Raw genomic sequence first — 24,643 nt, forward strand, 5'->3', positions numbered from 1 at the left:
CATGTTTGATCGTCCCGACTTAGGCGACCAGGCCGTTCTGGTCAGCCTGGATTTTGGTGATGCCGACTACCAGGAAAGTGTCGCCGAGTGCGCCGAGCTGGTGCGCAGCAGCCATGTCGAAATTCTCGGCATGGTGCAGGGCAAGCGTCAGCGCCCCGACGCGGCCCTGTTCGCCGGCAAGGGCAAGGTGGAGGAGATCGCGTCCATGGTGCGGGCCACCGGCGCCAACGTGGTGATCTTCAACCACGCGCTGTCGCCGGGCCAGGAGCGCAACCTGGAGCGCGTGATCCAGTGCCGCGTGATCGACCGCAACAGCCTGATCCTCGATATTTTCGCTCAGCGCGCCCGCAGCCATGAAGGCAAGCTGCAGGTGGAGCTGGCCCAGCTATCGCATCTGTCCACGCGCCTGGTGCGCGGCTGGACCCACTTGGAGCGGCAAAAGGGCGGCATCGGCCTGCGCGGCCCCGGCGAAACCCAGCTGGAAACCGACCGCCGCCTGCTCGGCATCCGCGTCAAGGCGCTGAAGGAGCGTTTGGGCCAGGTGCAGAAGCAGCGCAACACCCAGCGCAAGGGGCGCAATCGCGCCGGCATCGCTTCGGTGTCCATCGTCGGCTATACCAACGCCGGCAAATCCACCTTGTTCAATGCGCTGACCAAGGCCAACAGCTACGCCGCCGACCAGTTGTTCGCCACGCTGGACACCACCAGCCGCAAACTGTTTCTGAACCACCAAAGTTCCGTCGTGCTGTCCGACACCGTCGGCTTCATCCGCGATCTGCCGCATACCCTGGTGGCGGCTTTCCGCGCCACGCTGGAGGAGACGGTCCAGGCCAATCTGCTGCTGCATGTGGTGGACTGCGCCAACGAGATGCGCGATGCGCAGATCGAGGAGGTCAACAAGGTGCTGGCCGAAATCGACGCCGATGGCATTCCGCAGCTCATCGTATGGAACAAATGCGATCTGAAAGCGCTGCCGCCGGAGATCGAGCGCGGCGAGGATGGCCAGATCGTTTCGGTACGCGTATCGGCGCTGAAGGGCGAGGGGCTGGAACTCTTGCGCGAGGCGATTGCCGAACGGGTGCAACCTTTCGCAAACAACCATAAAGAACCATACGAGCATGTCGCAGAATGACCCGAACCGTGGCCGCAACGGCCAGAATGGGCCACCGGACCTCGATGAAGTGTTCCGTGATCTGAACCGCAAACTGTCCCGCCTGCTGGGCGGCAAGTCCGGCAATGGCGGCCCGAACAACCCGATGGGCCAGGGCGGACGCCCCGGCTCCGGCATATCGCCGCCGTCGTTCAAAGGCGGCGCCGCCGCCGTGATCGGCGTATTGGCCGCCTTGTGGCTGGCCAGCGGCTTCTACGTGGTGGACGCGCGCGAAGCCGGCGTGGTGCTGCGGCTGGGCAGTTTCAATCGCCTGACCGAGCCGGGCCTGCAATGGCGCGCCCCGTATCCGTTCGAGAAGTCCGAAATCGTCAACCTGACCGAAGTGCGCAGCGTCGAAGTCGGTTATCGCGGCAGCGCGCAGAACCGCGTGCCGGAAGAGTCGCTGATGCTGACCGAAGACCAGAACATCATAGATGTGCAGCTGTCGGTCCAGTACGACATCAAGGATGCGCGCGCGTTTCTGTTCAATAACGCCGCGCGCGAGCGCGACGGCAAGGACCTGGTCAAACAGGCGACGGAAACCGCCATCCGCGAGGTGGTCGGCCGCAACAAGGTGGACTTCGTCCTGAACGAGGGGCGCGCCCAGATCGCCGTAGACGCCCACAAGCTGATCCAGGAAGTACTGGACCGCTACCAGGCCGGCATCCGCATCGCCAAGGTCAACATCAACGACGTGCAGCCGCCGCAGCAGGTGCTGGCGGCGTTCGACGACGCGGTGAAGGCGGGCCAGGACAAGGACAAGCTGCTGAACGAGGGCATGGCCTACGCCAACGAAGTGGTGCCCAAGGCCAAGGGCATGGCTTCGCGTCTGGTGCAGGAAGCCGAGGCTTACCAGCAGCAGGTGGTGGAACGAGCCGAGGGTGATGCCCAGCGATTCAAGCAAGTGTTGCCTGAATACAACAAGGCGCCCAAGGTCATGCGCGACCGCATGTACCTCGACATGATGCAGCAGATCATGCACAACAGCAGCAAGGTGCTGGTGGATCAGAAGGGCGGCAACAGCCTGCTCTACCTGCCGCTGGACAAGCTGATGCAGATGACCGCTCCCGGCACCGCCGCGCCGGCTCCCGCCCAACCCTCCGCGAGCCCGGCCCCTGCGGCCCCGGCCCAGCCGGCTAATCCGCCGGCGGCCAAGAACGGGCGCGATACCTCGCGCGGTCGCGATATTTTTGGAGCGGAGCGATGACGCAAAGACTGATCCCAACCCTGGTGGCGATCGCCGGCGCGCTGTTTGTCGCCAGCTTGTCGCTGTTCACCGTCGATCAGCGCCAGTACGCGCTGGTCTTCCAATTCGGCGAGGTGGTCAAGGTGATCTCCCAGCCGGGCATCCAGTTCAAGATTCCGCTGCTGCAGAACGTGCGCTACTTCGACCGCCGCGTGCAGACCATCGATGCGGAAACGCCTGAGCTGTTCAACACCCGCGAGAAGAAGAACGTGCTGGTGGACAGCTTCGTGAAATGGCGCGTGGTCGATGTGTCGCAGTTCTACAAGAGCGTCGGCACCGAGGCTGCCGCCGTGGCGCGTCTGAAGCAGACCATCAATGATGGCCTGCGCGCGGAGTTCGGCCAGAAGACCGTTGCCGACGTCATTTCCGGCCAGCGCGATCAGGTCATGGAGACGGTTCGCAAGCGCGCGGACGCGGATGCGCGTAAAATAGGTGTGGAAATTCTCGATGTCCGCTTAAAACGCGTCGACTTTCCGGATAAAATAAGCAGTTCCGTCTACGACCGCATGCAGTCCGAGCGTCGCACCGTGGCCAGCAAGCTGCGCAGCGAAGGCGCTGCCGATGCCGAGCGGGTGCGGGCGGAAGCCGACAAGCAGCGCGACGTGATCCTGGCGGAAGCCTATCGCAAGGCGCAGGAGCTGAAGGGCGTGGGCGATGCCAAGGCGGGGGCGATCTACGCCGAGGCCTACGGCAAGAATCCGGAGTTCTACGCCTTCTGGCGCAGCATGGATGCGTACAAGGAGTCGTTCAAGAACAAGAGCGACGTGCTGGTGCTGGATCCGAGCAGCGATTTCTTCAAGTACCTGAAGAACCCGCAGGCGGGACAAGGCAAGAGCAAGTAAGCGACAATTTAGTATAAAGAAGACTGGCCGGGGCGACCTGGCCAGTTTGCTGATGACAAGGCGGGGCTCCTCCCGCCTTTTATTCTGTTGAAACGAAATGCGTAATTGGCTGTTACCTGAATATATCGCGGACATCCTGCCGGCCACGGCGCGTCAGGTTGAATCCGCCAAGGCCGCGATGCTGGAAGGCTTTCGCGTGGCTGGCTACGAGCTGGTGCTGCCGCCGCTGATCGAGTACATCGATTCGCTGGTCAGCGAAGGCGACGTCACGCTGGATCTGAAAACCTTCAAGCTGGACGACCAGTTATCCGGTCGCCAGCTGGGCCTGCGCGCCGACATCACGCCGCAGGTGGCGCGCATCGACGCCCACCTGTTGGGCGGCCGCACCGGCGTCACCCGCCTGTGCTACGCCGGCAGCGTGGTGCACAGCCGTCCGTCCGGCCTGACCAGCTCGCGCGAGCCGCTGCAGGTGGGCGCGGAGCTGTACGGCTATGCCGGCATCGAGGCCGACCTGGAGATCATCGATCTGATGCTGTCCACGCTGGAAAAAGCCGGCGTGGAAAAACTGCGTCTGGACGTGGGCCATATCGCCATCTACCGGGGCTTGGCCGCGGCGGCCGGCCTCGCGCCGGAGGTGAGCCGCGAGCTGTTCGGCCTCTTGCAGAATAAGGACACCGCCGGCATCGCCGCGCTGGTGGCCGGCGTGGCCGAACCTTACAAGAGCGCTTTCCTGGCGCTGCCGGAGTTGTATGGCCCGGCTTCTGTGCTGGAGAAGGCGCGTACCCGTCTGCCTTCGCTGCCGGAGGTGGAGCTGGGGCTGATGCAGCTGTCCGCCATCGCCCGCGCGATGCAGGGCAGGGTGGAGCTGAGCTTCGATCTGGCCGAGCTGCGCGGCGACTTCTATCACACCGGCCTGATGTTCGCGGCTTACGCGCCGGGCTGGTCCGACGCCATCGCGCGCGGCGGCCGCTACGACAATGTGGGCCGGCGCTTTGGCCGCGCCCGTCCGGCCACCGGCTTCAGCCTGGATTTGCGCGACCTGCTGCGCATCCTGCCGGAGCGGGACTCCAGCCGAGGCATCCGCGTGGCGGCCCGCCATCTGCCGGCTGCCGCTGAGGAAGTGGCGCGTCTGCGCGCCTCAGGCGAGATGGTGGTGGTGGATTATCTGGGCGAATCGGCGGAAGCGTTGAATTGCGATCGCGAGCTGGTGCCGGCCGAGCAGGGCTGGCAGCTGGCGCCGTTTCATTGATTTTTTATTTGAATCTGACTGACGAAGAGGTTTTTTCCAATGTCCAAGAACGTTGTCGTGATTGGCACCCAGTGGGGTGACGAAGGCAAGGGCAAAATCGTTGACTGGCTGACCGACCACGCGCGTGCCGTGGTGCGCTTTCAGGGTGGCCACAACGCCGGCCATACGCTGTGGGTGAATGGCAAGAAGACCGTGGTGCGCCTGGTGCCGTCCGGCATCCTGCGTCCGGATGTCGAGTGCTTCATCGGCAATGGCGTGGTGCTGTCGCCGGAAGCCCTGCTGAAGGAAATCGACGAGCTGGAAGCCGCCGGCGTCAACGCCTCCGCCCGCCTGAAGATTGCAGAAGGCTGCCCGCTGATCCTGCCGTACCACATCGCTCTGGACCAGGCGCGCGAAGCCGCCATGGGCGCCGGCAAGATCGGCACCACTGGCCGCGGCATCGGCCCCTGCTACGAAGACAAGGTGGCACGCCGCGCGCTGAAGGTGATCGACCTGTTCAACGCCGAGCGCTTCGCCGCCAAGCTGAAGGAAAACGTAGACTACTACAACTTCCTGCTGACCAGTCTGTTCAAGGCCGAGCCGGTGAGCTACGAGGCCATCCTGGCCGACACCATGAAGATGGCTGAGCGCATCAAGCCGATGGTGGCTGACGTGTCGCGCACCCTGTACGACATGGACAAGGCTGGCACCCCCATCCTGTTCGAAGGCGCGCAAGGCACGCTGCTGGACATCGACCACGGCACCTACCCGTACGTGACCTCGTCCAACTGCGTGGCCGGCGCGGCTGCGCCGGGCGCCGGCGTGGCGCCGCAAATGCTCAACTACGTGCTGGGCATCGTCAAGGGTTACGCCACCCGCGTCGGTTCCGGTCCGTTCCCGACCGAGCAGGAAAACGATATCGGCGCCTTCCTGGCCAAGCGCGGCAACGAGTTCGGCTCCGTCACCGGCCGTCCGCGCCGCTGCGGCTGGTTCGATGCCGCCGCGCTGAAGCGCTCCATCCAGATCAACGGCGTGTCCGGCTTGTGCGTGATGAAGCTGGACGTGATGGACGGCTTGGAAGAGATCAAGCTGTGCACTGGCTACATGCTGGACGGCAAGCTGATCGACATCCTGCCGTTCGGCTCCGATGCCGTGACCAAGTGCGAGCCGGTATACGAAACCCTGCCGGGCTGGACGGGCACCACCGTCGGCGTGAAGCGTTGGGAAGACCTGCCGGCCAACGCCCAGGCTTACCTGAAGCGCATCGAAGAAGTTTGCGGCGCGCCGGTCGACATCGTGTCCACCGGTCCGGATCGCGAAGAAACCATCGTGCTGCGTCACCCGTTCGGCCTGTAAGCCGTTAGCAGGCGCAAGCCCAAGCAAAAGCCCACCGTTCGCGGTGGGCTTTTTCATTAAGGCTTCATGATTTTTTCACTACCACTTTATTTTTGATATTTTCTGATACAGGGCTGGATGGGCGATATTTGCAACTGTCCGGTCCCGATGAACTCAATGCGACACTGGCAGTTTGGGCATATCATATATGCCCCTTGACTATCCTGATCTAGTGTCGGGCCATTGACTTTGGAATTGTATGGCCCGTCTAGGTGCTGTGTTTGATACAGCTCTTCGTCGCAGCATGGACATGGTACTGAGGTAGCGCTCATAGTGACTCCTGAAGCAAGTAATATGCACTTGCAATATAAGTCTGTATTTAAAGGTTCAGAGCGATCTGCTCACCGCTAGATGAGCGACACGGTTTGTTGCCTCGTCTTGTCTTCCTGCTATGGACTTCGCTATTCAGCGTAGTCTGGCCGGTTTGCTCACGCTGGTTTTTTGCTCTGGCGGGACGGCTTATAGCCATCATTCAGAGTCTTTAGGAATACCAGCATGTCATTGATGTCTTTTTCGTCGAAAGCCGCCTTGGCGCCGGGTTTGCCGCCGAATGGCGGCTCCATGTTGACGTTGCCGTGGTAGCGCCCGGGCAGGTCGTCAAACTTCGCCACCTTGCCGTCCTTGCCCTTCGGGTACCACTTTTCCGGATGCGTGTCGCGCTCGGCGTAGAAGCGCAATACCTGGCGCAGATCGTTGAACGAGCCGTTGTGGAAGAAGGTTTTGCGGGTGGCGACATTGCGTAGGCTGGGCGTGCGGAACAGGCCGCAGTATTCGGAGTGGTTCTTGAGGTCGGTGCGATAGGGGCCGCACAGGCCCAGGTCGTAGTAATGGCCATTGTGGTTGGCGGCGATGGCCGGGTTGCGCGGCGCGCCGACGGCTATGTGGCCGAAATCGCTGAACAGCGGAAACGCGCCGTTTTCGCTGCGCGCGCTCAGGTGGCAGGACGCGCAATTGCCCTTGGCCGGGTCATTGAAGGCTTTCAGCCCGCGCATTTCCTGGGCGCTGAGCTTGGTTTGGCCGCGCAGATAGGCATCGTACTTGCTGTCGTAAGGGGCAAATTCCCTGGGGTTCTGCTGGAAGACTTCCAATGCCAGCACCGCCTTGGCAAAGGCCATGTCGGGATGGCTGAAGATGTCGGCGCCGAATAGCTGGCGGAAGCGGCCGGCAGCGGGCGACGCCTGCAATTTTTTCACTACGGCAGCCGGCGTGCCATTGGCCATTTCGTTGGCGGCCAGCAAGGGCAGGGAGGCCTGGCTGTGGGTGGAGTCGGCGCGGCCATCCCAGGTGAAGCCGCCAGTCGGGCCGGCATCCTCGCTGTCATTGCCATCGTCGTCATGGAAGTGTTCGCTGAAGGCCGGCACGGTTTGCAGATAACGCAGGGACGGCACGGCGCGGGTGCCCGGCTGCTTGCCATCGACGCCGCCCAGTTGCACGGCCAGTCCGTTTGGTGGGCCATAAGCATGCGCTGGGCTATGGCAGGTGGCGCAGGACATGGCGCCGGATGCCGATAGCGAGCGGTCGAAGAATAGCTGGCGTCCCAGGCTTTCCAAGGCCTTGGCGCTGACCGGGTGAGGGCCGGGCGCATAGGCGGCGCCGACGTAGGCCGGTTGAGTGGGCGGCGCGGCAAGCGGAGCGGTGGAAAGGGCGGCCAGTATCGATAGCGGGATGAGTGTGCGCAGCATGATGTCGGATGAATGAAGTGTGGCGGCGACTGTACTGCGTGAAAGTGACGGAAATGTGACAGCAGGCGATTTGTTTCCCGGATGTGGTGAGGGCGGAGAATGTTAACAAGTTGTAAACTTGCTGAAACATTCCATCAGGATAATCCGCACACTCCATCAAACCGCAAGGATGATCATCCCATGCAACGCTTGACCTGTGGCTTTGCGCTGACCCTGATCGGCGCGGCCGTATTGACCGCCTGCGGCGGCGGCGGCTCCTCTTCCGCCAGCGCGGCCCCCTCCAGCACCAGCGGCGTGGTGACCGGCAGCTATTTCCGCCACGCCAAAGTGTGCCTGGATCAAAACGGCAACGGTCATTGCGACAGCAATGAGCCGTTTGCCTACACCGACAACAACGGCGCGTTTTCGCTGAAAGGCAGCGGCGCGGTGCTGGTGGAGGTAGGAACCGATGCGACCCGTTATGACCCCGATACCAGCACGGCCACCCCGGTAACCGACCCGCTGATTTTCCGCGCCCCGTCCGGCGCCAATAATGTGGTGGTCAGCTCATTGACCACCGAAGTCGCCGACCTGATGGACGGCGGCATGGATCTGACTACTGCGCGCAAGGCCGTCGCGGATCGCCTGGGTGTCGATCCTGAAAAAGTGATGGCCGACCACAACAAGGAAAGCGATCCGGACGTCAAGGCCACGCTGAAGGCGGCGATCAATCAGAACATCGACGCCATCGCCAGCGCAGTGAAGGAAGCCGGCGCCACCGGCGATATCAAGGGCAATCTGCACAAGCGGCTGAGCCTGAGCGATATCAAGAACGTGGTGGTGATCTACGCCGAGAACCGCGGCTTTGATAACTTGTACGGTCTGTTCCCTGGCGCCAACGGCATTCCGGGCGTCAATCCGACCGCCAAGGGACAGATCGTGCCGCAGAAGGATTTTGACGGTTCGGTGTTGCCGGCGCTGCCGCCGACCTGGACGGGTTTGACTGCGACAGGCCAGAGCGTGACGCTGACCCAGGCACAGACCGTAGGCTTCCCCAACAAGCCGTTCCAGATCGACGATCCGAAGGGCCTGAACGGCACCGGCGTGGTGGTGTCGCAATCGGTCATCACCCGCGACCTGGTGCACCGCTTCTACAACAACCAGATGCAGATCAATGGCGGGGCCAACGACAAGTTTGCCGCCTACTCCGACGCCGGCGGCCTGTCCATGGGCTACTACGACGGCAGCAAGATGTCGATGTGGCAGCTGGCCAAGCAGTATACGCTGGCCGACAATTTCTTCATGGGCGCCTTCGGCGGCTCCTTCCTGAATCACCAGTATCTGGTGTGCGCTTGCGCGCCGGTGTATCCGAACGCCGATGCCGCCAATTCTCCGGCCAAGAACAGCATTTCTGCGATCGATACCGACAGCAAGGGCAATTTCGTCCGCTTGACGCCGGCCGCCAACAGCCCGGCCTCGGTACTGATCGGGCCTGCTCAGTACAAGAACGATAGCACGCTGACGCCTAAGGACAGCGCCGGCAAGTTCTATGCCGTCAACACTATGCAGCCGCCGTTCCAGCCTAGCGGCAATAATCCGGCATCTGGCGACAAGACCGGCAAGTATGCCGATCCGAGCAAGGCCTCCACGCTGCCGGCGCAGACCCAGGCCACCATCGCCGACCGTCTGGATGCCAAGAAAGTCAGCTGGGCATGGTATGCCGGTGCCTGGAGCGCCTCGCAGTCCAACCCGGCCAATATCTACAACAACACCATTCCGAACTTCCAGCCGCATCACCAGCCGTTCAATTACTATGCCGCTTTCGATCCGGTGACGCAGTCGGCCTATCGTAACCAGCACCTGAAGGACTTCGATCAGAGCTTCCTGGCCGATGCGGCGGCCGGCAAGCTGCCCCAGGTAGCGTTCTACAAGCCGCAGGGCAACCTGAACCAGCACTCCGGCTACGCTAGCGTGGCGGATGGCGACCAGCACATCGCCTCGGTGATCGCCCAGCTGCAGAAGAGCCCGCAGTGGAAGAACATGCTGGTGGTCGTCACCTATGACGAAAATGGCGGCTACTACGACCACGCCGCGGTGCCGAAGGGCGACCGCTGGGGGCCGGGCACCCGCATTCCGGCGATTGTGATTTCGCCGTTCGCCAAGAAGGGCTTTGTCGATCATACCCAGTACGACACCGCATCGATCCTGCGTTTCCTGACTCGTCGCTTCGGTCTGCAAGCTTTGCCGGGCGTGAGCGCGCGCGATGCCGCACTGGTGAAGAATGGCGGAAAGCCGATGGGCGACTTCCTGAGCGCGCTGTCGTTCAACTAAGCGGGAACATCGTTCCTTTGCAACCGCCCGGCTTGGTCCGGGCGGTTTTGTTTGTGCGGGCGGTGGGCAGCGCCGCGCGTAAGCGAGACGCAATGGTTGGCAGGGAGGATGAGGGGGCGGGAAACGGCGTCAGGCAAAGAAAAAGGCAGGCCGAGAGGCCTGCCTTCATGGCGAATTCCAGCGTAACGCTTAGCGTTCGACGTGGTAGTTCGGCGCTTCCTTGGTGATCTGCACGTCGTGGACGTGGGATTCGCGGATGCCGGCCGAAGTGATCTCGACGAACTGCGCGTTCTCATGCAGTTGATCGATGTTCGGGCAACCCAGGTAGCCCATGGACGAGCGCAGGCCGCCCACCAGTTGGTGGATCACCTGGCCGATCGGGCCCTTGTAAGGCACGCGGCCTTCGATGCCTTCCGGCACGAACTTGTCGGCGGCGTTGGAGCTGTCTTGGAAGTAACGGTCGGCCGACCCCTGGCTCATCGCGCCCAGAGAACCCATGCCGCGGTACGACTTGTAGGAACGGCCCTGGAACAGTTCCACTTCGCCCGGGGCTTCCTCGGTGCCGGCGAACATGCCGCCCAGCATCACCGCGTTGCCGCCAGCGGCCAGCGCCTTGGCGATGTCGCCGGAGAAGCGGATGCCGCCGTCGGCGATCATCGGCACGCCAGTGCCCTTCAGCGCTTCGGACACGTTGTGGATGGCGGTCAGCTGCGGCACGCCCACGCCGGCCACGATACGGGTGGTGCAGATCGAGCCGGGGCCGATGCCGACCTTGACGCCGTCGGCGCCGGCGTCCACCAGGTCCCGCGCGGCTTGCGCGGTGGCGATGTTGCCGCCGATCACATCAACATGCTTGAAGTTTTGCTTGACCCAGCGCACGCGGTCCAGCACGCCTTGGCTGTGGCCGTGGGCAGTGTCCACCACGATGACGTCCACACCTGCGGCCACCAGCGCCTTGACGCGCTCTTCGGTGTCGGCACCGGTGCCGACGGCCGCGCCTACGCGCAGACGGCCCTGGCTATCCTTGTTGGCGTTCGGGTGTTCGCTGGTCTTGATGATATCCTTGACCGTGATCAGGCCCTTCAGCTCCCAGGCGTCGTTGATCACCAGCACGCGCTCCAGGCGGTGCTTGTGCATCAGTTCGCGGGCCTCGTCGATGCTGGCGCCTTCCTTGACGGTGATCAGGCGCTCGCGCGGGGTCATGATGGAGCCGACGGTTTGATCCAGGCGGGTTTCGAAGCGCAGGTCGCGGTTGGTGACGATGCCCACCACCTTGCCGGCTTCGATGACCGGCAGGCCGGAGATCTTGTACTGGCGGGTCAGCAGGACCAGATCGCGCACCAGCATGTCCGGTGCGATGGTGATCGGGTCTTTCACCACGCCGCTCTCATGGCGCTTAACCTTGGAAACTTCGGCAGCCTGCTTATCGACGCCCATGTTCTTGTGCACGATGCCAATGCCGCCTTCCTGCGCCATGGCGATGGCGAGGCGGGCTTCGGTCACGGTGTCCATGGCGGCGGAAACCAGCGGCAGGTTCAAGGTGATGTTGCGAGTGAGGCGCGTAGCGAGCGATACGTCGCGCGGCAGAACTTCAGAATGAGCTGGGACGAGGAGAACGTCGTCGAAAGTATAGGCTTTCTCGATGATACGCATCGCGTTTCCTTAGGCGGCAAAGCCGCATTGTACCGGATCGGCGACTGTTCTGCAAAAACGCGTTCCGACCGCTTTTGCGCGGCCGGATGGCAGGCCTTACAATCCGGGACATACAGCCAGAGGGTTCGGGGATAGCGACAATGAAGTCATCTTTAGTATGGACGTTTTTGTTGGTTTTGCTGACGCCAGCCGCCGCGTTGGCCGAGGTCTACACCTGGACCGACGCCAACGGCAAAAAGGTGTATTCCGATCAGCCGCCGCCCAATGTCAACGCGCGCAAGCTGAACGTGCGGACGCACCCGGCGCCGATGCCGGCCTCCGCGCCGCAATCGGAAAAAAAGGCGGAAAAGAAAGCCGAGAGCAAGCCCGTGGCGTCCGACAGCGCGGCCATCGCGGCCGCCAACGCCAAGATCAAGGAGCAGAACTGCAAGCAGGCGCAAAACAATTTGTCCACGCTGCAGCTGAACGGGCGCATCCGCCTGCCGGGCTCCACCGCGCTGGCCACCGACGCCCAGCGCAACGAGATGATCCGCCAGGCTCAGAAAGACGTACAGACCTGGTGCAATAAATAAGTGTCCAAGCCCGAATTCGACTACCAGAACGTATTGCAGAACCTGCCGTCGCTGCCCGGCGTCTACCGCATGCTGGGCGAAGACGGCAAGGTGCTGTACGTCGGCAAAGCGATAGATCTGAAGCGCCGCGTCAGCTCGTATTTCCAGAAGAACGACCTCAGCCCGCGCATCCGGCTGATGGTGCGGCAGATCGCCAATATCGAAACTACGGTCACGCGTTCCGAGGCCGAGGCCTTGATCCTGGAGAACAATCTGATCAAGGCGCTGTCGCCGCGCTATAACATTTTGTTTCGCGACGACAAGTCCTATCCCTATCTGATGCTCAGCGGCCATGGCTTTCCGCAGATGGCGTATTACCGCGGCGAGCCGAAAAAGCCCAACCAGTACTTTGGACCGTTTCCCAACAGCTACGCGGTGCGCGAGAGCATCCAGATCCTGCAGAAAGTCTTCCGCCTGCGCACCTGCGAGGACGCGGTGTTCGCCAATCGCTCCCGCCCCTGTCTGCTGTATCAGATCAAGCGCTGCTCCGGCCCCTGCGTCGAGCATATTTCCAAAGAAGAGTACGCGGCGGATGTCGCCAGCGCGGTCGCCTTCCTGAATGGGCGGCAGAGCGAGCTGATAGACGAGCTGACGCGGCGGATGACGGCGGCGGCGGAGGCGATGGCTTTCGAACAGGCGGCCGAACTGCGCGATCAGATCCAGGCGCTGGCGCGGGTGCAGGAGAAGCAGTTTGTCGCCAGCAACCAGAGCCAGCAGGACTGCGACGTGGTGGCGGCGCTGATCCGGGACGGTCAGCCTTGCGTCAATCTGGTGATGATACGCGGCGGCCGCCACCTGGGGGACAAGAGCCACTTCCCGATAGGCGGCGAGGCCGATACCGCCGAGGAAATCCTGCAGGCCTTCGTCGCCCAGCACTACCTGAATGCCACGGTGCCGACGGCGCTGGTCGTCAACGGCCCGCTGGATGACGCGCTGCAGCAGTTTTTGCTGGAGCGGGCCGGCCGCAAGATCGCCATCGTCAGCAATCCGATAGGCGAGCGCCGGGTATGGCTGGAGATGGCGGAAAAGAACGCCGAGCTGGCCATCCTGCAGCGTTTGGGCAGCAAGGCCACCCAAACCCAGCGGCTGGCGCAGCTGAACGAGGTGTTGGAGCTGGAGGATGCCGCTCGTTTCGAGTGCTTCGACATCAGCCACACTATGGGCGAGGCCACGGTGGCGTCCTGCGTGGTGTACGACAAGGGGGCGATGCAGCCTAGCGAATACCGGCGCTTCAACATCACTACCGCCACGCCGGGCGACGATTACGCCGCGATGCGCGAAGTCCTGTCACGTCGCTACGGCAAACTGGCGGAAGGCGAGGGCAGATTGCCGGACGCGGTGTTCATCGACGGCGGCAAGGGCCAGGTGGGCGTGGCGCTGGAGGTATTCGGCGAACTGGGGCTGAATTTGCCCATCGTCGGCATCGCCAAGGGCGAGGAGCGCAAGCCCGGGCTGGAAACGCTGATCCTGCCATACTTGGAAAAGACGCTACAATTGCGCCAGGACCATCCGGCGTTGCATCTGATCCAGACCGTGCGCGACGAGGCCCACCGCTTTGCCATCACCGGCCATCGCGCGCGGCGGGCCAAGGCGCGCACGGCATCGACGCTGGAAGATATCCCCGGCATCGGTGCCAAGCGCCGCCAGCAGCTGCTGACGCGCTTTGGCGGGCTGCGAGGCGTGGTGGCCGCCAGCGTGGATGACCTGACGCAGGTGGAAGGCATCAGCCGAACCCTGGCGGAAAAGATTTACAATGCCTTGCATTAGTTGATTGTAAGCGGCGGGCGCCCCTGATCCAGGCTCGGGGCGTCGGCCCGCGTTGTTGACGAGCCTGAAGCGACAAGACCAAAACCGATGCCCTTCAATTTGCCGATATTACTGACCTGGATCAGGGTCGCCTTGATCCCGATCTGCGTGGCGGTGTTTTTCCTGCCGGACTCCATCTTGCTGCTGCATAGCCGCAATGTCGTGGGGGCCGGCATTTTCGCATTGGCGGCCGCCACGGACTGGCTGGATGGCTTTCTGGCGCGCAAGCTGGGGCAGACATCGGCGTTCGGCGCCTTTCTCGATCCGGTGGCGGACAAGCTCATCGTCGCCGCCGCGCTGATCTTGTTGGTGCAGCTGGGCCGCACCGAAGGCTGGATGGCCATGATCATCATTGGCCGCGAGATCACCATCTCGGCGCTGCGCGAGTGGATGGCGGGCATGGGCAACCGCAACAGCGTGGCGGTCGCCTATATCGGCAAACTGAAAACCGCGGCGCAAATGCTGGCGATCACGCTGCTGCTGTACGATGGCGCCTTGTTGCCGGCCATTGATGCCCGCTGGTTGGGAAATTTTTCCATGTACGTCGCAGTCATATTGACTTTATGGTCAATGGTTTATTACCTGCAAATGGCCGCCAAAGAGTTTGCGGGTAAAAAAATAGATGTATGAAGTGTTGACAGCCTCAAACAAATCTCTATAATTCGCAGTCTCTCGCCGCCGCATGACGAAGCAGCAGCGAGATCAAGATGGTTGTAGCAAGTTTACGCAGCGCGGGAATAGCTCAGTTGGTAGAGCGCAACCTTGCCAAGGTTGAGGTCGCGAGTTCGAGCCTCGTTTCCCGCTCCAGCAACTTGAAACAATTTTCGATGCGGGAATAGCTCAGTTGGTAGAGCGCAACCTTGCCAAGGTTGAGGTCGCGAGTTCGAGCCTCGTTTCCCGCTCCAAAAGTCTTGAAAAAATTTGTGATGCGGGAATAGCTCAGTTGGTAGAGCGCAACCTTGCCAAGGTTGAGGTCGCGAGTTCGAGCCTCGTTTCCCGCTCCAAACAAGTTTGAAAAATCTGCACTGCGGGAATAGCTCAGTTGGTAGAGCGCAACCTTGCCAAGGTTGAGGTCGCGAGTTCGAGCCTCGTTTCCCGCTCCAGAATTAAGCTTGGAAAATTTGCACCGCGGGAATAGCTCAGTTGGTAGAGCGCAACCTTGCCAAGGTTGAGGTCGCGAGTTCGAGCCTCGTTTCCCGCTCCAAATTCAAATGGATCAGATATAATCTGGTCGATACGCCGGTTACGGCGGGGTAGCAAAGTGGTTATGCAGCGGATTGCAAATCCGTCTACGCCGGTTCGATTCCGACCCCCGCCTCCAGATAAAACCCCGTAAGTCAAAGACTTACGGGGTTTTTCTATTTTCCTGTTCAATTCCTTTCCGGCCGTTTTGCCATCTTTTTCTGGTCAGGTAGTTTTCCATTTTCACTGCCAGCGCCGCAGCAGTATCTGCGGAAATATCTCCATAGAGCGCGTTTTCATGTCCCATCAACCGAGGTAGTCTGCGCAGCAAGCGTGAATTTAACGGCGGGCCCTTAGTCAGACTCTATTCAATCAAGACAATCACCCATGGGCAGCAGGGTAAGGCCCATGGACAAAGGAGAAGGCTCGATGATCAATCGCAGGCAGTTTTTGTATCGTGGCGGCCTGATGCCGCTGGCCTGCGCCGCCACGGGAGGCGTGCTGACGAGCAAGGCATGGGCGGCGGATGTGCCGGCGGCGGATTTGATCGATGAATCGATAGCGTCGGCTAGCCAGGACTCTCGCGTCCGGACGCTGGTGTTTCATTACACCGCCGTCGATTACCCGACTTCGCTGCGTCTGCTGACCGACGCGCAGTACCGCGCCAGCGCGCACTATCTGGTGCCGGACGCCCAGACCCTTGCGCGCAAGCCTGCCGTGTTGCGCCTGGTGCCGGAGGCGCGGCGGGCCTGGCATGCCGGCGACAGCTATTGGCAGGGCGTGCGTTATCTGAATACCAGCTCGATCGGCATCGAGATCGTCAACCTGGGGTATCCATCGCCGCAGCAGGATGAATGGCCGCTGATGCAGCGGACGTGGTTTGACTTTTCAGAAGAGCAGATCGCTCTGCTTGGCAGGCTTGCGTCCGATATCGTGGCGCGGCACCAGATCCCGCCGAGCAATGTGGTGGGGCATGCCGACATCTCGCCGGGCCGCAAGGTGGATCCGGGGCCAAGGTTTCCCTGGGAGCGGCTGTATCGCGATTTTGGCATAGGCGCCTGGCCGGACGATGAGGACATCCAGCACTTCCTGCCGCGGCAATCGGCGCAGCCGGATGCGGGGAGCTGGCAGCGGCGATTGTCGGCCTACGGTTACGATGCGCCGCAAAGCGGCGTGTTGGACGCCAGCACGCGCGCGGCGATCGCGGCGTTCCAGATGCACTTCCGTCCGGCGCGCTTTGACGGCGAACCGGATGCCGAATCGTCGGCCAGGCTCGATGCCCTGTTACGCAAATATGTCGACCCTGAGCACGCCGCCGATAAAGCCGAGCATCCTTGAGGCCATAGGCGTGGTTACGTTGGTTACAGGGTAGACGGTTTACGTCGCCGGCAGCGGTTTGTAATGTGGCGGCACGTTTTCCCTTTCATGGCATCGCGCCGCGCAGATCCTGTGCGTCGGGAGCCGATGCCCAGTCCGCCAAGGAGTGTTTCTCGATGCGTATCCAAAAAACGTCGGCGCTGGCCGGCTTGTTGGGCTGCCTTTTCCTGTATTCCGGTTTGACCAGAGCGGCAGTGAATGCGCCGCCGGCCATTGCTCAGGTGGTGGATGCGACGATTCCGCCCTTGATGAAGACGCACGACATCCCCGGCATGGCGATAGCGGTAGTGGCCAATGGCCGGACGTACTTCTTCAATTATGGTTTTGCATCGAAACAGAGCCGCCAGCCGGTCACTCGGGACACGCTGTTTGAACTTGGCTCCATCAGCAAGACTTTTACCGGCATCTTGGGCGGCTATGCGCTGAGCCAAGGCAAGCTGTCGCTGTCCGATACGGCCGGCAGCCGCTTGCCGGCGCTGCAGGGCAGCGCCATCGGCCAGGCTACGCTATTGCAGTTGGCGACGTATACCGCAGGCGGCCTGCCGCTGCAGTTTCCGGATGCCGTGAACAGCGGGCAGCAGGCGATTGGGTATTTCCAGGCTTTCCGTCCGGCTTTCGAGGCCGGAGAGCGCCGCTTGTATTCCAATCCCAGCATCGGCCTGTTTGGTTATCTGGCGGCGCAAAGCTTGGGACAGCCGTTCGACGAGGCGATGGAAAAGACGCTGTTGCCTAAGCTCGGACTGAGCAGCACCTATGTCCGGGTGCCGGCCTCCCAGATGGATCGCTATGCCTGGGGCTACGCCCGCGATGGCAAGCCGGTGCGGGTGGGTCCGGGCGCGCTCGATTCCGAGGCCTACGGCATCAAGTCCAGTACGGCGGATATGGCCAAATACATGGCGGCCAATTGGGGCGATGTCCGCGATGCCCGCTTGCGCCAAGCGCTGGACGCCAGCCATGCCGCTTATTACCGGACGGGCGACTTGGAGCAGGGCTTGGGTTGGGAGGGTTACCGCTATCCGGTGAGCTTGCAGCGCTTGCTGGCCGGCAACGCCAATGAAATGGCTTTCCAGCCGCAGCGTGTCAGCTGGCTGACTCCTGCGCGGCCGGCCAAGGAAGCGGTGTTATTGAACAAAACCGGCTCCACCAATGGTTTTGGCGCGTATGTGGCGCTGGTGCCATCCCGCAAAATCGCTGTGGTGATGCTGGCCAACCGCAATTATCCGAATGCGGCGCGCGTGACGGCGGCTTATCGCATCTTGGCGGTGCTGGATTCGGCAGGGCTGTCCTGATTGTCAGTATGTCAATAAACAGTGACGGCATGCCGCTTGGCTTCGGCTCGCGGTAGCGCTTGTCGAGTAGAGGGAAATTACGTCGTGCTGTTTGGATGTGGCGTGATTTCCCTGCTATTTAGGCTTTGAATCCTTGATATTTGATGGATTTTTCTCATTAAGCTGCTGTCTTTTTGTATATAAAAAATTAAAAATGTAAATTGCTGCTTTGTAATGAGAATGAGTAAGATATCTGTATATTATCGACTTGTAATGTTGATCCTTTTCATTGAGGACATTGTCTTTTCCGTGCCAAACCGGCCTGACGCGCGTTGACAGTTTTTCCCTTTCTGGTTAAAGTGCTGCTCCATCCGCGTTGTGGCAATTCTTTAAAATCAGGCTGTTGTCTTCAGTGTTCCCGCTGTTACCTCTGCTGATCTGGAATTTCCTCCCAGTCTCTGAATTTACCAGGTGCCTGCGACATTTCAGGCCCGCGCGGCAAGGATTCTTGATATTTAAAATGCATTGTCAGTCCAGTTTTGCTGGGCTACAATCGCCTGCTCTGTAGCGGCCCCGGTGGTGAAATTGGTAGACACAAGGGACTTAAAATCCCTCGGCTTCGGCTGTGCCGGTTCGATTCCGGCCCGGGGCACCACGCTGAGTAAGGGCGCGATGATGATTCTGCTAGGCGTACATGCTGTCAGGTTTAATCTGGCAGCATTAAAATGACGCCAAGCGGCGCCCATCGTCTAAACTGGACAAGTGGCCGGTTGCATCACGCCTCTTGATTGGGCAGCATGCGCTGTCTTTAGCATCAATGGATCTAGATAGAAGTTCATGAAGCCAAATACTGAAACGGCACTCGGTGCTGCTCTCAAGTCTGCTGTTCAAAGCTTGTCCAAGAAAAAGCAGACCGAGATGATCGCAGATCACATTTACGGCAAGTTCGACGTGTTTCGTCAGTTCCGGCCCTTGGCGCTCGGCATTCACGAGAGCCTGATCGCTTCGCTCCCCCAGTTCGACTCTGCGTTGATCTCGCGCGTGGTGGCCAACCACTGCCGCAAGCCGCGTTATCTGAAGTCCCTGGCGCGCGGCGGCAAGCGCTTCGACCTGAGCGGCAAGCCGCAAGGCGAGGTGAGCGCGGAAGAAAAACGCGCCGCCGAGTTGCAGATGCAGCCGAAGAACGCCGCTCCGGCAGAAGAGGCCGCCCAGGCGCAGCCGGCTCCGGCTGACGCGGCGCTCGCGCAGCAGCAGGAAGGCCAGGCCGAATCCTGAGCCTGCTTGCCGGATCAAAAAGCCCTGTCTCTGGACAGGGCTTTTTGCATTTTGGGTCTTGAAATGCGCGGAACACCCACCATCTTGCCGCTATCGCCAACCTCAATAACATTGATGACCATGAGTGCACAGAAAGAAACCCTGGGTTTTCAGACCGAAGTGAAACAGCTGCTGAAGCTGATGATCCACTCCTTGTATTCCAACAAGGAGATCTTCCTGCGTGAACTGATCTCCAATGCGTCGGACGCGGCCGACAAGCTGCGCTTCGAGGGCATGGCCAAGCCGGAGCTGTTCGAGGAAGATCCGGAGCTGAAGATCCGCATCACCTTCGACAAGGATGCCCGCACCGTCACCATCACCGACAACGGCATCGGCATGAGCCGTGAGGAAGTGGTGGCCAATATCGGCACCATCGCCAAGTCCGGCACCAAGGCCTTCTTCGAGCAGCTGTCCGGCGACGCCAAGAAGGATGCCAACCTGATCGGCCAGTTCGGCGTCGGCTTCTACTCCGCCTTCATCGTGGCCGACAAGGTGACGCTGACCACCCGCCGCGCAGGCGAAGTCGTGGCCACCCGCTGGGAGTCGCACGGCGAGGGCGAATACACGCTGGAGCAGGTGGAGAAAGCGGAGCGCGGCACCGAGATCGTGCTGCACCTGAAGGAAGGCGAAGACGAGCTGCTGAACGACTGGCGCCTGAAGGGCATCGTCCGCAAGTACTCCGACCACATCTCCATCCCGATCGAAATGAAGAAGGGCGCCGGCTACGGCGAGAACGGCGAAGTGACCAACAGCGACGAGCTGGAAGTGGTCAACTCCGCCTCCGCGCTATGGACCCGTTCCAAGAACGACATCACCGACGAGCAGTACCAGGAATTCTACAAGCACGTAGCCCACGACTTCACCGATCCGCTGGCCTGGAGCCATGCCCGCGTAGAGGGCCGCCAGGAATACACCGAACTGCTGTACATCCCGTCGCGCGCCCCGTTCGATCTTTACGACCGCGAGCGCAAGCAGGGCGTCAAGCTGTATGTGCGCCGCGTCTTCATCATGGAAGACACCGAAAAGCTGATGCCGCACTACCTGCGTTTCGTGCGCGGCGTGATCGACAGCAACGACCTGCCGCTGAACGTCTCGCGCGAAATCCTGCAAGAGAGCAAGGATATCGACGCCATCCGCGCGGGTTGCGTCAAGAAGGTATTGGGCTTGCTGGAAGACCTGTCCGCCAATCAGCCGGAAAAGTACGCCGCGTTCTGGAAGGAATTCGGCCAGGTGCTGAAGGAAGGCGTGGGCGAAGACTTCGCCAACAAGGAGCGCATCGCCAAGCTGCTGCGTTTCACCACCACGGCATCCGAGGGCGAGGAGCCTACCGTCACGCTGGCCGACTATATCGGCCGCATGAAGGAAGGCCAGGACAAGATCTACTACATCACCGCCGATACGCTGGCGGCGGCCAAGAACAGCCCGCACCTGGAAGTGTTCAAGAAGAAGGGCGTGGAAGTGCTGCTGCTGACCGACCGCGTCGACGAATGGGTGGTCGGCTCGCTGTTCGAGTTCGACGGCAAGCAGCTGCAATCGGTCGCCAAGGGCGCGCTGGACTTGGGCAAGTTGGAAGACGAAGCCGACAAGGAAGCGCAGAAGCAGGTTGAGGAGGCGTCCAAGCCGGTGGTGGAAAAAGTGCAGAAGGCGCTGGGCGACAAGGTGAAGGAAGTGCGCGCCACAGCCCGCCTGGTGGAAAGCCCGGCCTGCCTGGTGGCCGGCGAGCACGATATGAGCGCCCACCTGGAACGCATGCTGAAGGCCGCCGGCCAGAAGATCGAAGGCAGCAAGCCGACGCTGGAAATCAACCCGGAACACGTGCTGGTGAAAAAACTGGCCGAAGAGTCCGACGAGGCCCGCGCCGGCGATCTGGCCGCTGTGCTGTACGACCAAGCCTTGCTGGCCGAGGGCGGCAAGCTGGAAGACCCGGCCTCCTTCGTCAAGCGCATCAACAAGCTGATGCTGGAGCTGTCGGCCTGATAGCCTGGCAATCCGCTAGAACATTTCCTGTTCTGAAGAAACCGCCCTTTCGCAGGGCGGTTTTTTTATTGCCATTCTCATACAATCAAGTTCCCGCTATTCCTTCCCCAAGCAGGAGCGTGCGATGAACCAGACCAGAGCCTTGCCAGGCGTCTATCCGTGCTTGTGTTACGACGATGCCGTTGCGGCGATGGCGTGGCTGCAGCGGGTATTCGGTTTCCAACAGCGCTTTGCCGTGATCGAGGAGGGCCGAGTGTTGCACTCGGAGTTGAGTCTGGGCAACGCCGTGATCATGTTGTCCAGCCCCAAGTCCGAGCAACAGTGGGTCAGCGCGCGCAGCGTGTCCGGTCTGGCCCAGGCCTTGTGCGTTTACGTGGCGGATCCTGCGGCGCATTACGAGCATGCCAATACGCAGGGGGCGCATATCGTCCAGCCGCTGAAGCGCGAGGATTACGGCGCCAGCGGCTATCTGGCGCGCGACCTGGAAGGCCAGCAATGGTATTTCAGCGACTATCTGCCGGGAGAGTATTGGCAGGCATAGTCGATATGATATGGCATCATGTCGTTTAAATTTTTTGAGACCGAATGATGCCCACCCCATTTTGTTTCACTTCCTCTTCGCCCTTGCTATTGCTGATCGATATGCAACAGGCTGTCGATCATCCCGACTGGGGCCCGCGCAACCATCCGCAGGCGGAGCAGGTGTGTGGTCATCTGTTAGCTGGTTGGCGTCAGCGCGGCCTGCCGCTGATCCATATCCGTCACGACTCCATTGATCCAAATTCAACATATCGGCCCGGCCAAGAGGGCCATGCATTCAAGCCAGAGGTTGCGCCATTGCCGGGCGAGACGGTCATCGCCAAACAGACCAACAGTGCCTTTATCGGAACAGGTCTGGAAGCCTTGCTGCGCGATAAGGGGTGGCTGGAACTGGTCGTCGTCGGCGTCAGTACCAGCAACTCGATCGAGGCGACGGTGAGAGTGGCCGGCAACCTTGGATTTAAGGTCTGGCTGGCCGAGGATGCTTGCTTTACTTTCGACAAGACCGATTGGCAGGGGCGTCATCGGCGTGCGGAAGAGGTGCACGCGATGAGCCTGGCCAACCTCGATGGCGAATACTGCCGCGTGCTGACCAGCCAAGACGTGCTGGCCGCGCTGGAGCATTCCTGATTTCATGGGGCGCTCGATGGCCTGGAGGCGCGGCCGGGTCAAGTAACTGGTATCCTAGTCGCCATGACCGCCGTACCCGATACCCCCGCCACCGGCGATGCCGCCAACTTCCAACTGACTGCGCCAGAGCTGCCGCCCAGCGTGCCGATTGCGCACGTTTTCGGCCAGCCGGTGCTGGAAGTGCCGCAAGACTTGTTCATCCCCCCCGACGCGCTGCAGGTCATTCTGGAGAGCTTCGAAGGTCCGCTTGATCTGCTGCTGTACCTGATCCGCAAGCAGAACCTCGATGTGCTGAACATCCCCATGGCGGAGATTACCGCCCAGTACCTGTCCTACATCGACGCGATGCAGCATGGACGGCTGGAGCTGGCGGCGGAGTATCTGCTGATGGCGGCGCTGCTGATCGAGATCAAATCGCGGCTGCTGCTGCCGCGTCCGCCACTGGACGAGGACGGCGAGCCGGACGATCCGCGCGCCGAGCTGGTGCGCCGCTTGCTGGAATACGAGCAGATGAAGCTGGCCGCGCTGGAGCTGGACAGGATTCCGCAGGCCGACCGCGATTTCGCCTGGCTGGCGGTGCTGGTGGAGCAGTCCGCCGAGCAACGGCTGCCCGATGTCAGCGCCGCCGACCTGCGCCAGGCCTGGATGGCCATCTTGTCGCGCGCCAAGCATAGACGCCACCACAAGGTGGAGAAGGATGAGCTGTCGGTGCGCGAGCAGATGAGCTGGATTCTGCGCTACTTGGACGGCAAGGAGTATGTGCCGTTCGAGGAGCTGTTCGACATCGACAAGGGCGTGGCGCACTTGGTGGTCAATTTCATCGCCGTGCTGGAGCTGGTGAAGGAGGGCATGGTCAAGGTCAGCCAGGACGCGCCGTACCAGCCCATTTATGTGAGGATCGCGCTGGTATGAGCACGATTTGCCTAGCCCTGGCGCAGTATTGCGCCCCGGATGACGCCTCTCGCCGCCTGCCGCTGTTGCGGCAGTGGTGCGCAGAAGCCGCGGCGGGCGGTGCGAGCCTGCTGCTGTTGCCGGAGATGTGGTCCACCGGCTACGCGCCGGAGCGGATGGATCATGCCCATGCCTGGGAGGACGGCGAACCGGTGTTGGCCGCAGTGGCCAGTCTGGCGGCCGAGCATGGTTTGGCTATAGGTCTGACTTATCTGGCGCGCCATCATGGCGCCTTGCGCAACCGGCTGCGTCTGTATGGCGCGGACGGCGCTCTGGCCTTGCAGTACGACAAGGTCCACATCTGCGATTTCAGCGATGGCACGGAAACGGCGCTGCAAGGCGGCGATGGCTTCGCCTGCGCTGATCTGGCCTTGGGCGGCGAAACCTTGCGCGTCGGCGCGATGATTTGTTACGACCGCGAATTCCCGGAGGCCGGCCGCGCCTTGATGCGGCACGGCGCGGAGCTGGTGCTGGTGCCGAATGCCTGCCCGATGCGCCACGATGCCGAGCTGGGCGATGTCCGTCTGCAGCAGTTGCGCGGCCGGGCGCTGGAGAACCGCTGCGCGATCGCCTTGTGCAACTATCCTGCGCCGCAGTATGACGGCGCCAGCTGTCTGATCGACGCGCGCGGCCGTTTGCTGGCGTGTGCGGACGACGGCCCGACGCTGCTGATGGCGGAGCTGGATCTGGATGCGCTGCGGCATTGGCGCGCGGAACAGGACGAGGTGTGGGGCGAGAGCGCGCTGCGGCCCGCATATTATCGCTGAGCGTCTGTCTATGTTTTTGTCATTGCTGTGCTATTATTTTTGCCGTGAAATTGACCAGGGGCAGGACGAATGGCGCAGCATCAGGCGGAGGTGTTATGGCAGCGCGCCGGGCAGGATTTTCTGGACCGCCGCTATAGCCGCAAGCATGTTTTGAAATTCGATGGCGGCGCGGAGGTAAGCGGGTCGTCCTCGCCGCATGTGGTTCCCGTGCCGTACTCCGATCCCGCCGCAGTGGATCCGGAAGAGGCTTTCATCGCCGCCTTGTCCAGCTGCCATATGCTGTGGTTTCTGGACCTGGCCGCCCGCGCCGGTTTCCGGGTGGACGAATACCATGACGTCGCCGTCGGCGAGATGGGCAAGAATGAGGACGGCAAAGCCTGGGTCGCGCGCGTCACCCTGCAGCCCAAGGTCGCTTTTTCCGGCGACACGCTGCCGACGCCGGAGCAGCATGAGCGGCTGCACCACGCCGCCCATGCCGAATGTTTCATCGCCCTCTCGGTAAAGACCGAAGTATTGTGCCAGCCGCGGCTGGATTGATTCAGGAGAGCTCCCATGCGCAAGTTTCTCATCCTGCTGTCGCTGCTGCTGGCCAGCGCCGCTACGCTTGCCGGCGATTTGCCGTATGACGAAAAAGCCGACGCACAGGCCGAACTGCGGCAGACGCTGGCCGCCGCGCGGCAAAGCCATCAGCCGGTGCTGTTGATCCTGGGCGCC

Annotated in this window: 20 protein-coding genes and 7 tRNA genes; 25 read left to right on the plus strand and 2 right to left on the minus strand. The window is 61.6% G+C overall.

Annotated features, from left to right (window positions below; genetic code table 11):
* Position 1 precedes the first annotated feature (1 nt).
* The 5 genes from hflX to JHD59_RS01940 all read left to right on the plus strand — a co-directional run bounded on the left by hflX (position 2) and on the right by JHD59_RS01940 (position 5,822).
* Entirely contained in the window at positions 2–1,132 is a 1,131-nt protein-coding gene (gene hflX / locus JHD59_RS01920; protein WP_199152925.1) for a ribosome rescue GTPase HflX, read from the plus strand.
* Positions 1,119–2,357, plus strand: a complete 1,239-nt coding sequence (gene hflK / locus JHD59_RS01925) for an FtsH protease activity modulator HflK (protein ID WP_199152926.1) — start codon at positions 1,119–1,121, stop codon at positions 2,355–2,357. Before hflX ends, hflK begins: the two co-directional genes overlap by 14 nt.
* The gene (gene hflC, locus JHD59_RS01930; RefSeq protein WP_103319894.1) at positions 2,354–3,238 is read left to right on the plus strand and encodes a protease modulator HflC; all 885 of its coding nucleotides are present in this window, start codon (positions 2,354–2,356) and stop codon (positions 3,236–3,238) included. The genes hflK and hflC overlap by 4 nt, the downstream gene beginning before the upstream one ends.
* 97 nt (positions 3,239–3,335) lie before the next feature.
* Entirely contained in the window at positions 3,336–4,487 is a 1,152-nt protein-coding gene (locus JHD59_RS01935) for an ATP phosphoribosyltransferase regulatory subunit (RefSeq protein WP_199152927.1), read from the plus strand.
* Positions 4,488–4,526: 39 nt separating this feature from the next.
* Complete coding sequence (locus JHD59_RS01940; RefSeq protein ID WP_103319890.1) at positions 4,527–5,822, plus strand: adenylosuccinate synthase; 1,296 nt, start codon at positions 4,527–4,529, stop codon at positions 5,820–5,822.
* A gap of 467 nt (positions 5,823–6,289) precedes the next feature.
* On the opposite strand, the gene JHD59_RS01945 is transcribed toward JHD59_RS01940, so the two are convergent.
* Positions 6,290–7,543 (minus strand): cytochrome-c peroxidase, encoded by a 1,254-nt coding sequence (locus JHD59_RS01945; protein WP_199152928.1) that lies wholly within the window; start codon positions 7,541–7,543, stop codon positions 6,290–6,292.
* Between the two features lie 180 nt (positions 7,544–7,723).
* Here JHD59_RS01945 and JHD59_RS01950 point away from each other — a divergent pair, with 180 nt between their 5' ends.
* Entirely contained in the window at positions 7,724–9,853 is a 2,130-nt protein-coding gene (locus tag JHD59_RS01950; RefSeq protein WP_199152929.1) for an acid phosphatase, read from the plus strand.
* Positions 9,854–10,042: 189 nt separating this feature from the next.
* Here the strand turns inward: JHD59_RS01950 and guaB are convergent, their stop codons facing one another.
* Positions 10,043–11,506, minus strand: coding sequence for an IMP dehydrogenase (guaB, locus tag JHD59_RS01955; RefSeq protein WP_199152930.1), 1,464 nt, complete (start codon positions 11,504–11,506; stop codon positions 10,043–10,045).
* A 140-nt stretch (positions 11,507–11,646) separates the two neighbouring features.
* Between guaB and JHD59_RS01960 the strand changes: the two genes are divergently transcribed.
* The 19 genes from JHD59_RS01960 to JHD59_RS02050 all read left to right on the plus strand — a co-directional run bounded on the left by JHD59_RS01960 (position 11,647) and on the right by JHD59_RS02050 (position 24,466).
* Positions 11,647–12,078, plus strand: coding sequence for a DUF4124 domain-containing protein (locus JHD59_RS01960; RefSeq protein WP_199152931.1), 432 nt, complete (start codon positions 11,647–11,649; stop codon positions 12,076–12,078).
* Positions 12,079–13,884, plus strand: coding sequence for an excinuclease ABC subunit UvrC (gene uvrC / locus JHD59_RS01965; RefSeq protein WP_199152932.1), 1,806 nt, complete (start codon positions 12,079–12,081; stop codon positions 13,882–13,884).
* An 87-nt stretch (positions 13,885–13,971) separates the two neighbouring features.
* Positions 13,972–14,553 (plus strand): CDP-diacylglycerol--glycerol-3-phosphate 3-phosphatidyltransferase, encoded by a 582-nt coding sequence (pgsA, locus tag JHD59_RS01970; RefSeq protein ID WP_199152933.1) that lies wholly within the window; start codon positions 13,972–13,974, stop codon positions 14,551–14,553.
* Positions 14,554–14,654: 101 nt separating this feature from the next.
* Positions 14,655–14,730 (plus strand) — tRNA-Gly (locus JHD59_RS01975).
* A 22-nt stretch (positions 14,731–14,752) separates the two neighbouring features.
* Positions 14,753–14,828: transfer RNA gene (locus tag JHD59_RS01980), tRNA-Gly, on the plus strand.
* Positions 14,829–14,851: 23 nt separating this feature from the next.
* A tRNA-Gly gene (locus JHD59_RS01985) sits at positions 14,852–14,927 on the plus strand.
* 23 nt (positions 14,928–14,950) lie between these two features.
* Positions 14,951–15,026 (plus strand) — tRNA-Gly (locus JHD59_RS01990).
* A 25-nt stretch (positions 15,027–15,051) separates the two neighbouring features.
* Positions 15,052–15,127 (plus strand) — tRNA-Gly (locus JHD59_RS01995).
* Between the two features lie 43 nt (positions 15,128–15,170).
* Positions 15,171–15,244 (plus strand) — tRNA-Cys (locus JHD59_RS02000).
* A gap of 290 nt (positions 15,245–15,534) precedes the next feature.
* Positions 15,535–16,443: an N-acetylmuramoyl-L-alanine amidase gene (locus JHD59_RS02005; RefSeq protein WP_199152934.1), complete on the plus strand. Its 909-nt coding sequence runs from the start codon at positions 15,535–15,537 to the stop codon at positions 16,441–16,443.
* A gap of 155 nt (positions 16,444–16,598) precedes the next feature.
* On the plus strand, positions 16,599–17,771 hold the full coding sequence (gene ampC, locus JHD59_RS02010) for a class C beta-lactamase (RefSeq protein WP_199152935.1): 1,173 nt from the start codon (positions 16,599–16,601) through the stop codon (positions 17,769–17,771).
* Positions 17,772–18,320: 549 nt separating this feature from the next.
* Positions 18,321–18,405, plus strand: a tRNA-Leu gene (locus JHD59_RS02015).
* Positions 18,406–18,587: 182 nt separating this feature from the next.
* Complete coding sequence (locus JHD59_RS02020; protein ID WP_199152936.1) at positions 18,588–19,025, plus strand: ProQ/FINO family protein; 438 nt, start codon at positions 18,588–18,590, stop codon at positions 19,023–19,025.
* A 120-nt stretch (positions 19,026–19,145) separates the two neighbouring features.
* Positions 19,146–21,041 carry a molecular chaperone HtpG gene (gene htpG / locus JHD59_RS02025; RefSeq protein WP_199152937.1) on the plus strand — a complete coding sequence of 632 codons (1,896 nt, stop codon included), beginning with the start codon at positions 19,146–19,148 and terminating at the stop codon, positions 21,039–21,041.
* A 124-nt stretch (positions 21,042–21,165) separates the two neighbouring features.
* A complete protein-coding gene (locus tag JHD59_RS02030) occupies positions 21,166–21,582 on the plus strand; it encodes a VOC family protein (protein ID WP_199152938.1) in 417 nt (138 codons plus the stop codon).
* Between the two features lie 44 nt (positions 21,583–21,626).
* Complete coding sequence (locus JHD59_RS02035) at positions 21,627–22,211, plus strand: cysteine hydrolase family protein (protein ID WP_233163842.1); 585 nt, start codon at positions 21,627–21,629, stop codon at positions 22,209–22,211.
* 63 nt (positions 22,212–22,274) lie between these two features.
* Positions 22,275–23,123: a ScpA family protein gene (locus tag JHD59_RS02040; RefSeq protein ID WP_199152939.1), complete on the plus strand. Its 849-nt coding sequence runs from the start codon at positions 22,275–22,277 to the stop codon at positions 23,121–23,123.
* Positions 23,120–23,929, plus strand: a complete 810-nt coding sequence (locus tag JHD59_RS02045; RefSeq protein WP_199152940.1) for a carbon-nitrogen hydrolase family protein — start codon at positions 23,120–23,122, stop codon at positions 23,927–23,929. Before JHD59_RS02040 ends, JHD59_RS02045 begins: the two co-directional genes overlap by 4 nt.
* Positions 23,930–23,998: 69 nt before the next feature.
* Positions 23,999–24,466 (plus strand): OsmC family protein, encoded by a 468-nt coding sequence (locus JHD59_RS02050; protein WP_103319866.1) that lies wholly within the window; start codon positions 23,999–24,001, stop codon positions 24,464–24,466.
* The last annotated feature ends 177 nt before the right edge of the window (positions 24,467–24,643 follow it).

The organism is Chromobacterium sp. ASV23, assembly GCF_016428945.1.
Taxonomy (GTDB): Bacteria; Pseudomonadota; Gammaproteobacteria; order Burkholderiales; family Chromobacteriaceae; genus Chromobacterium; species Chromobacterium sinusclupearum.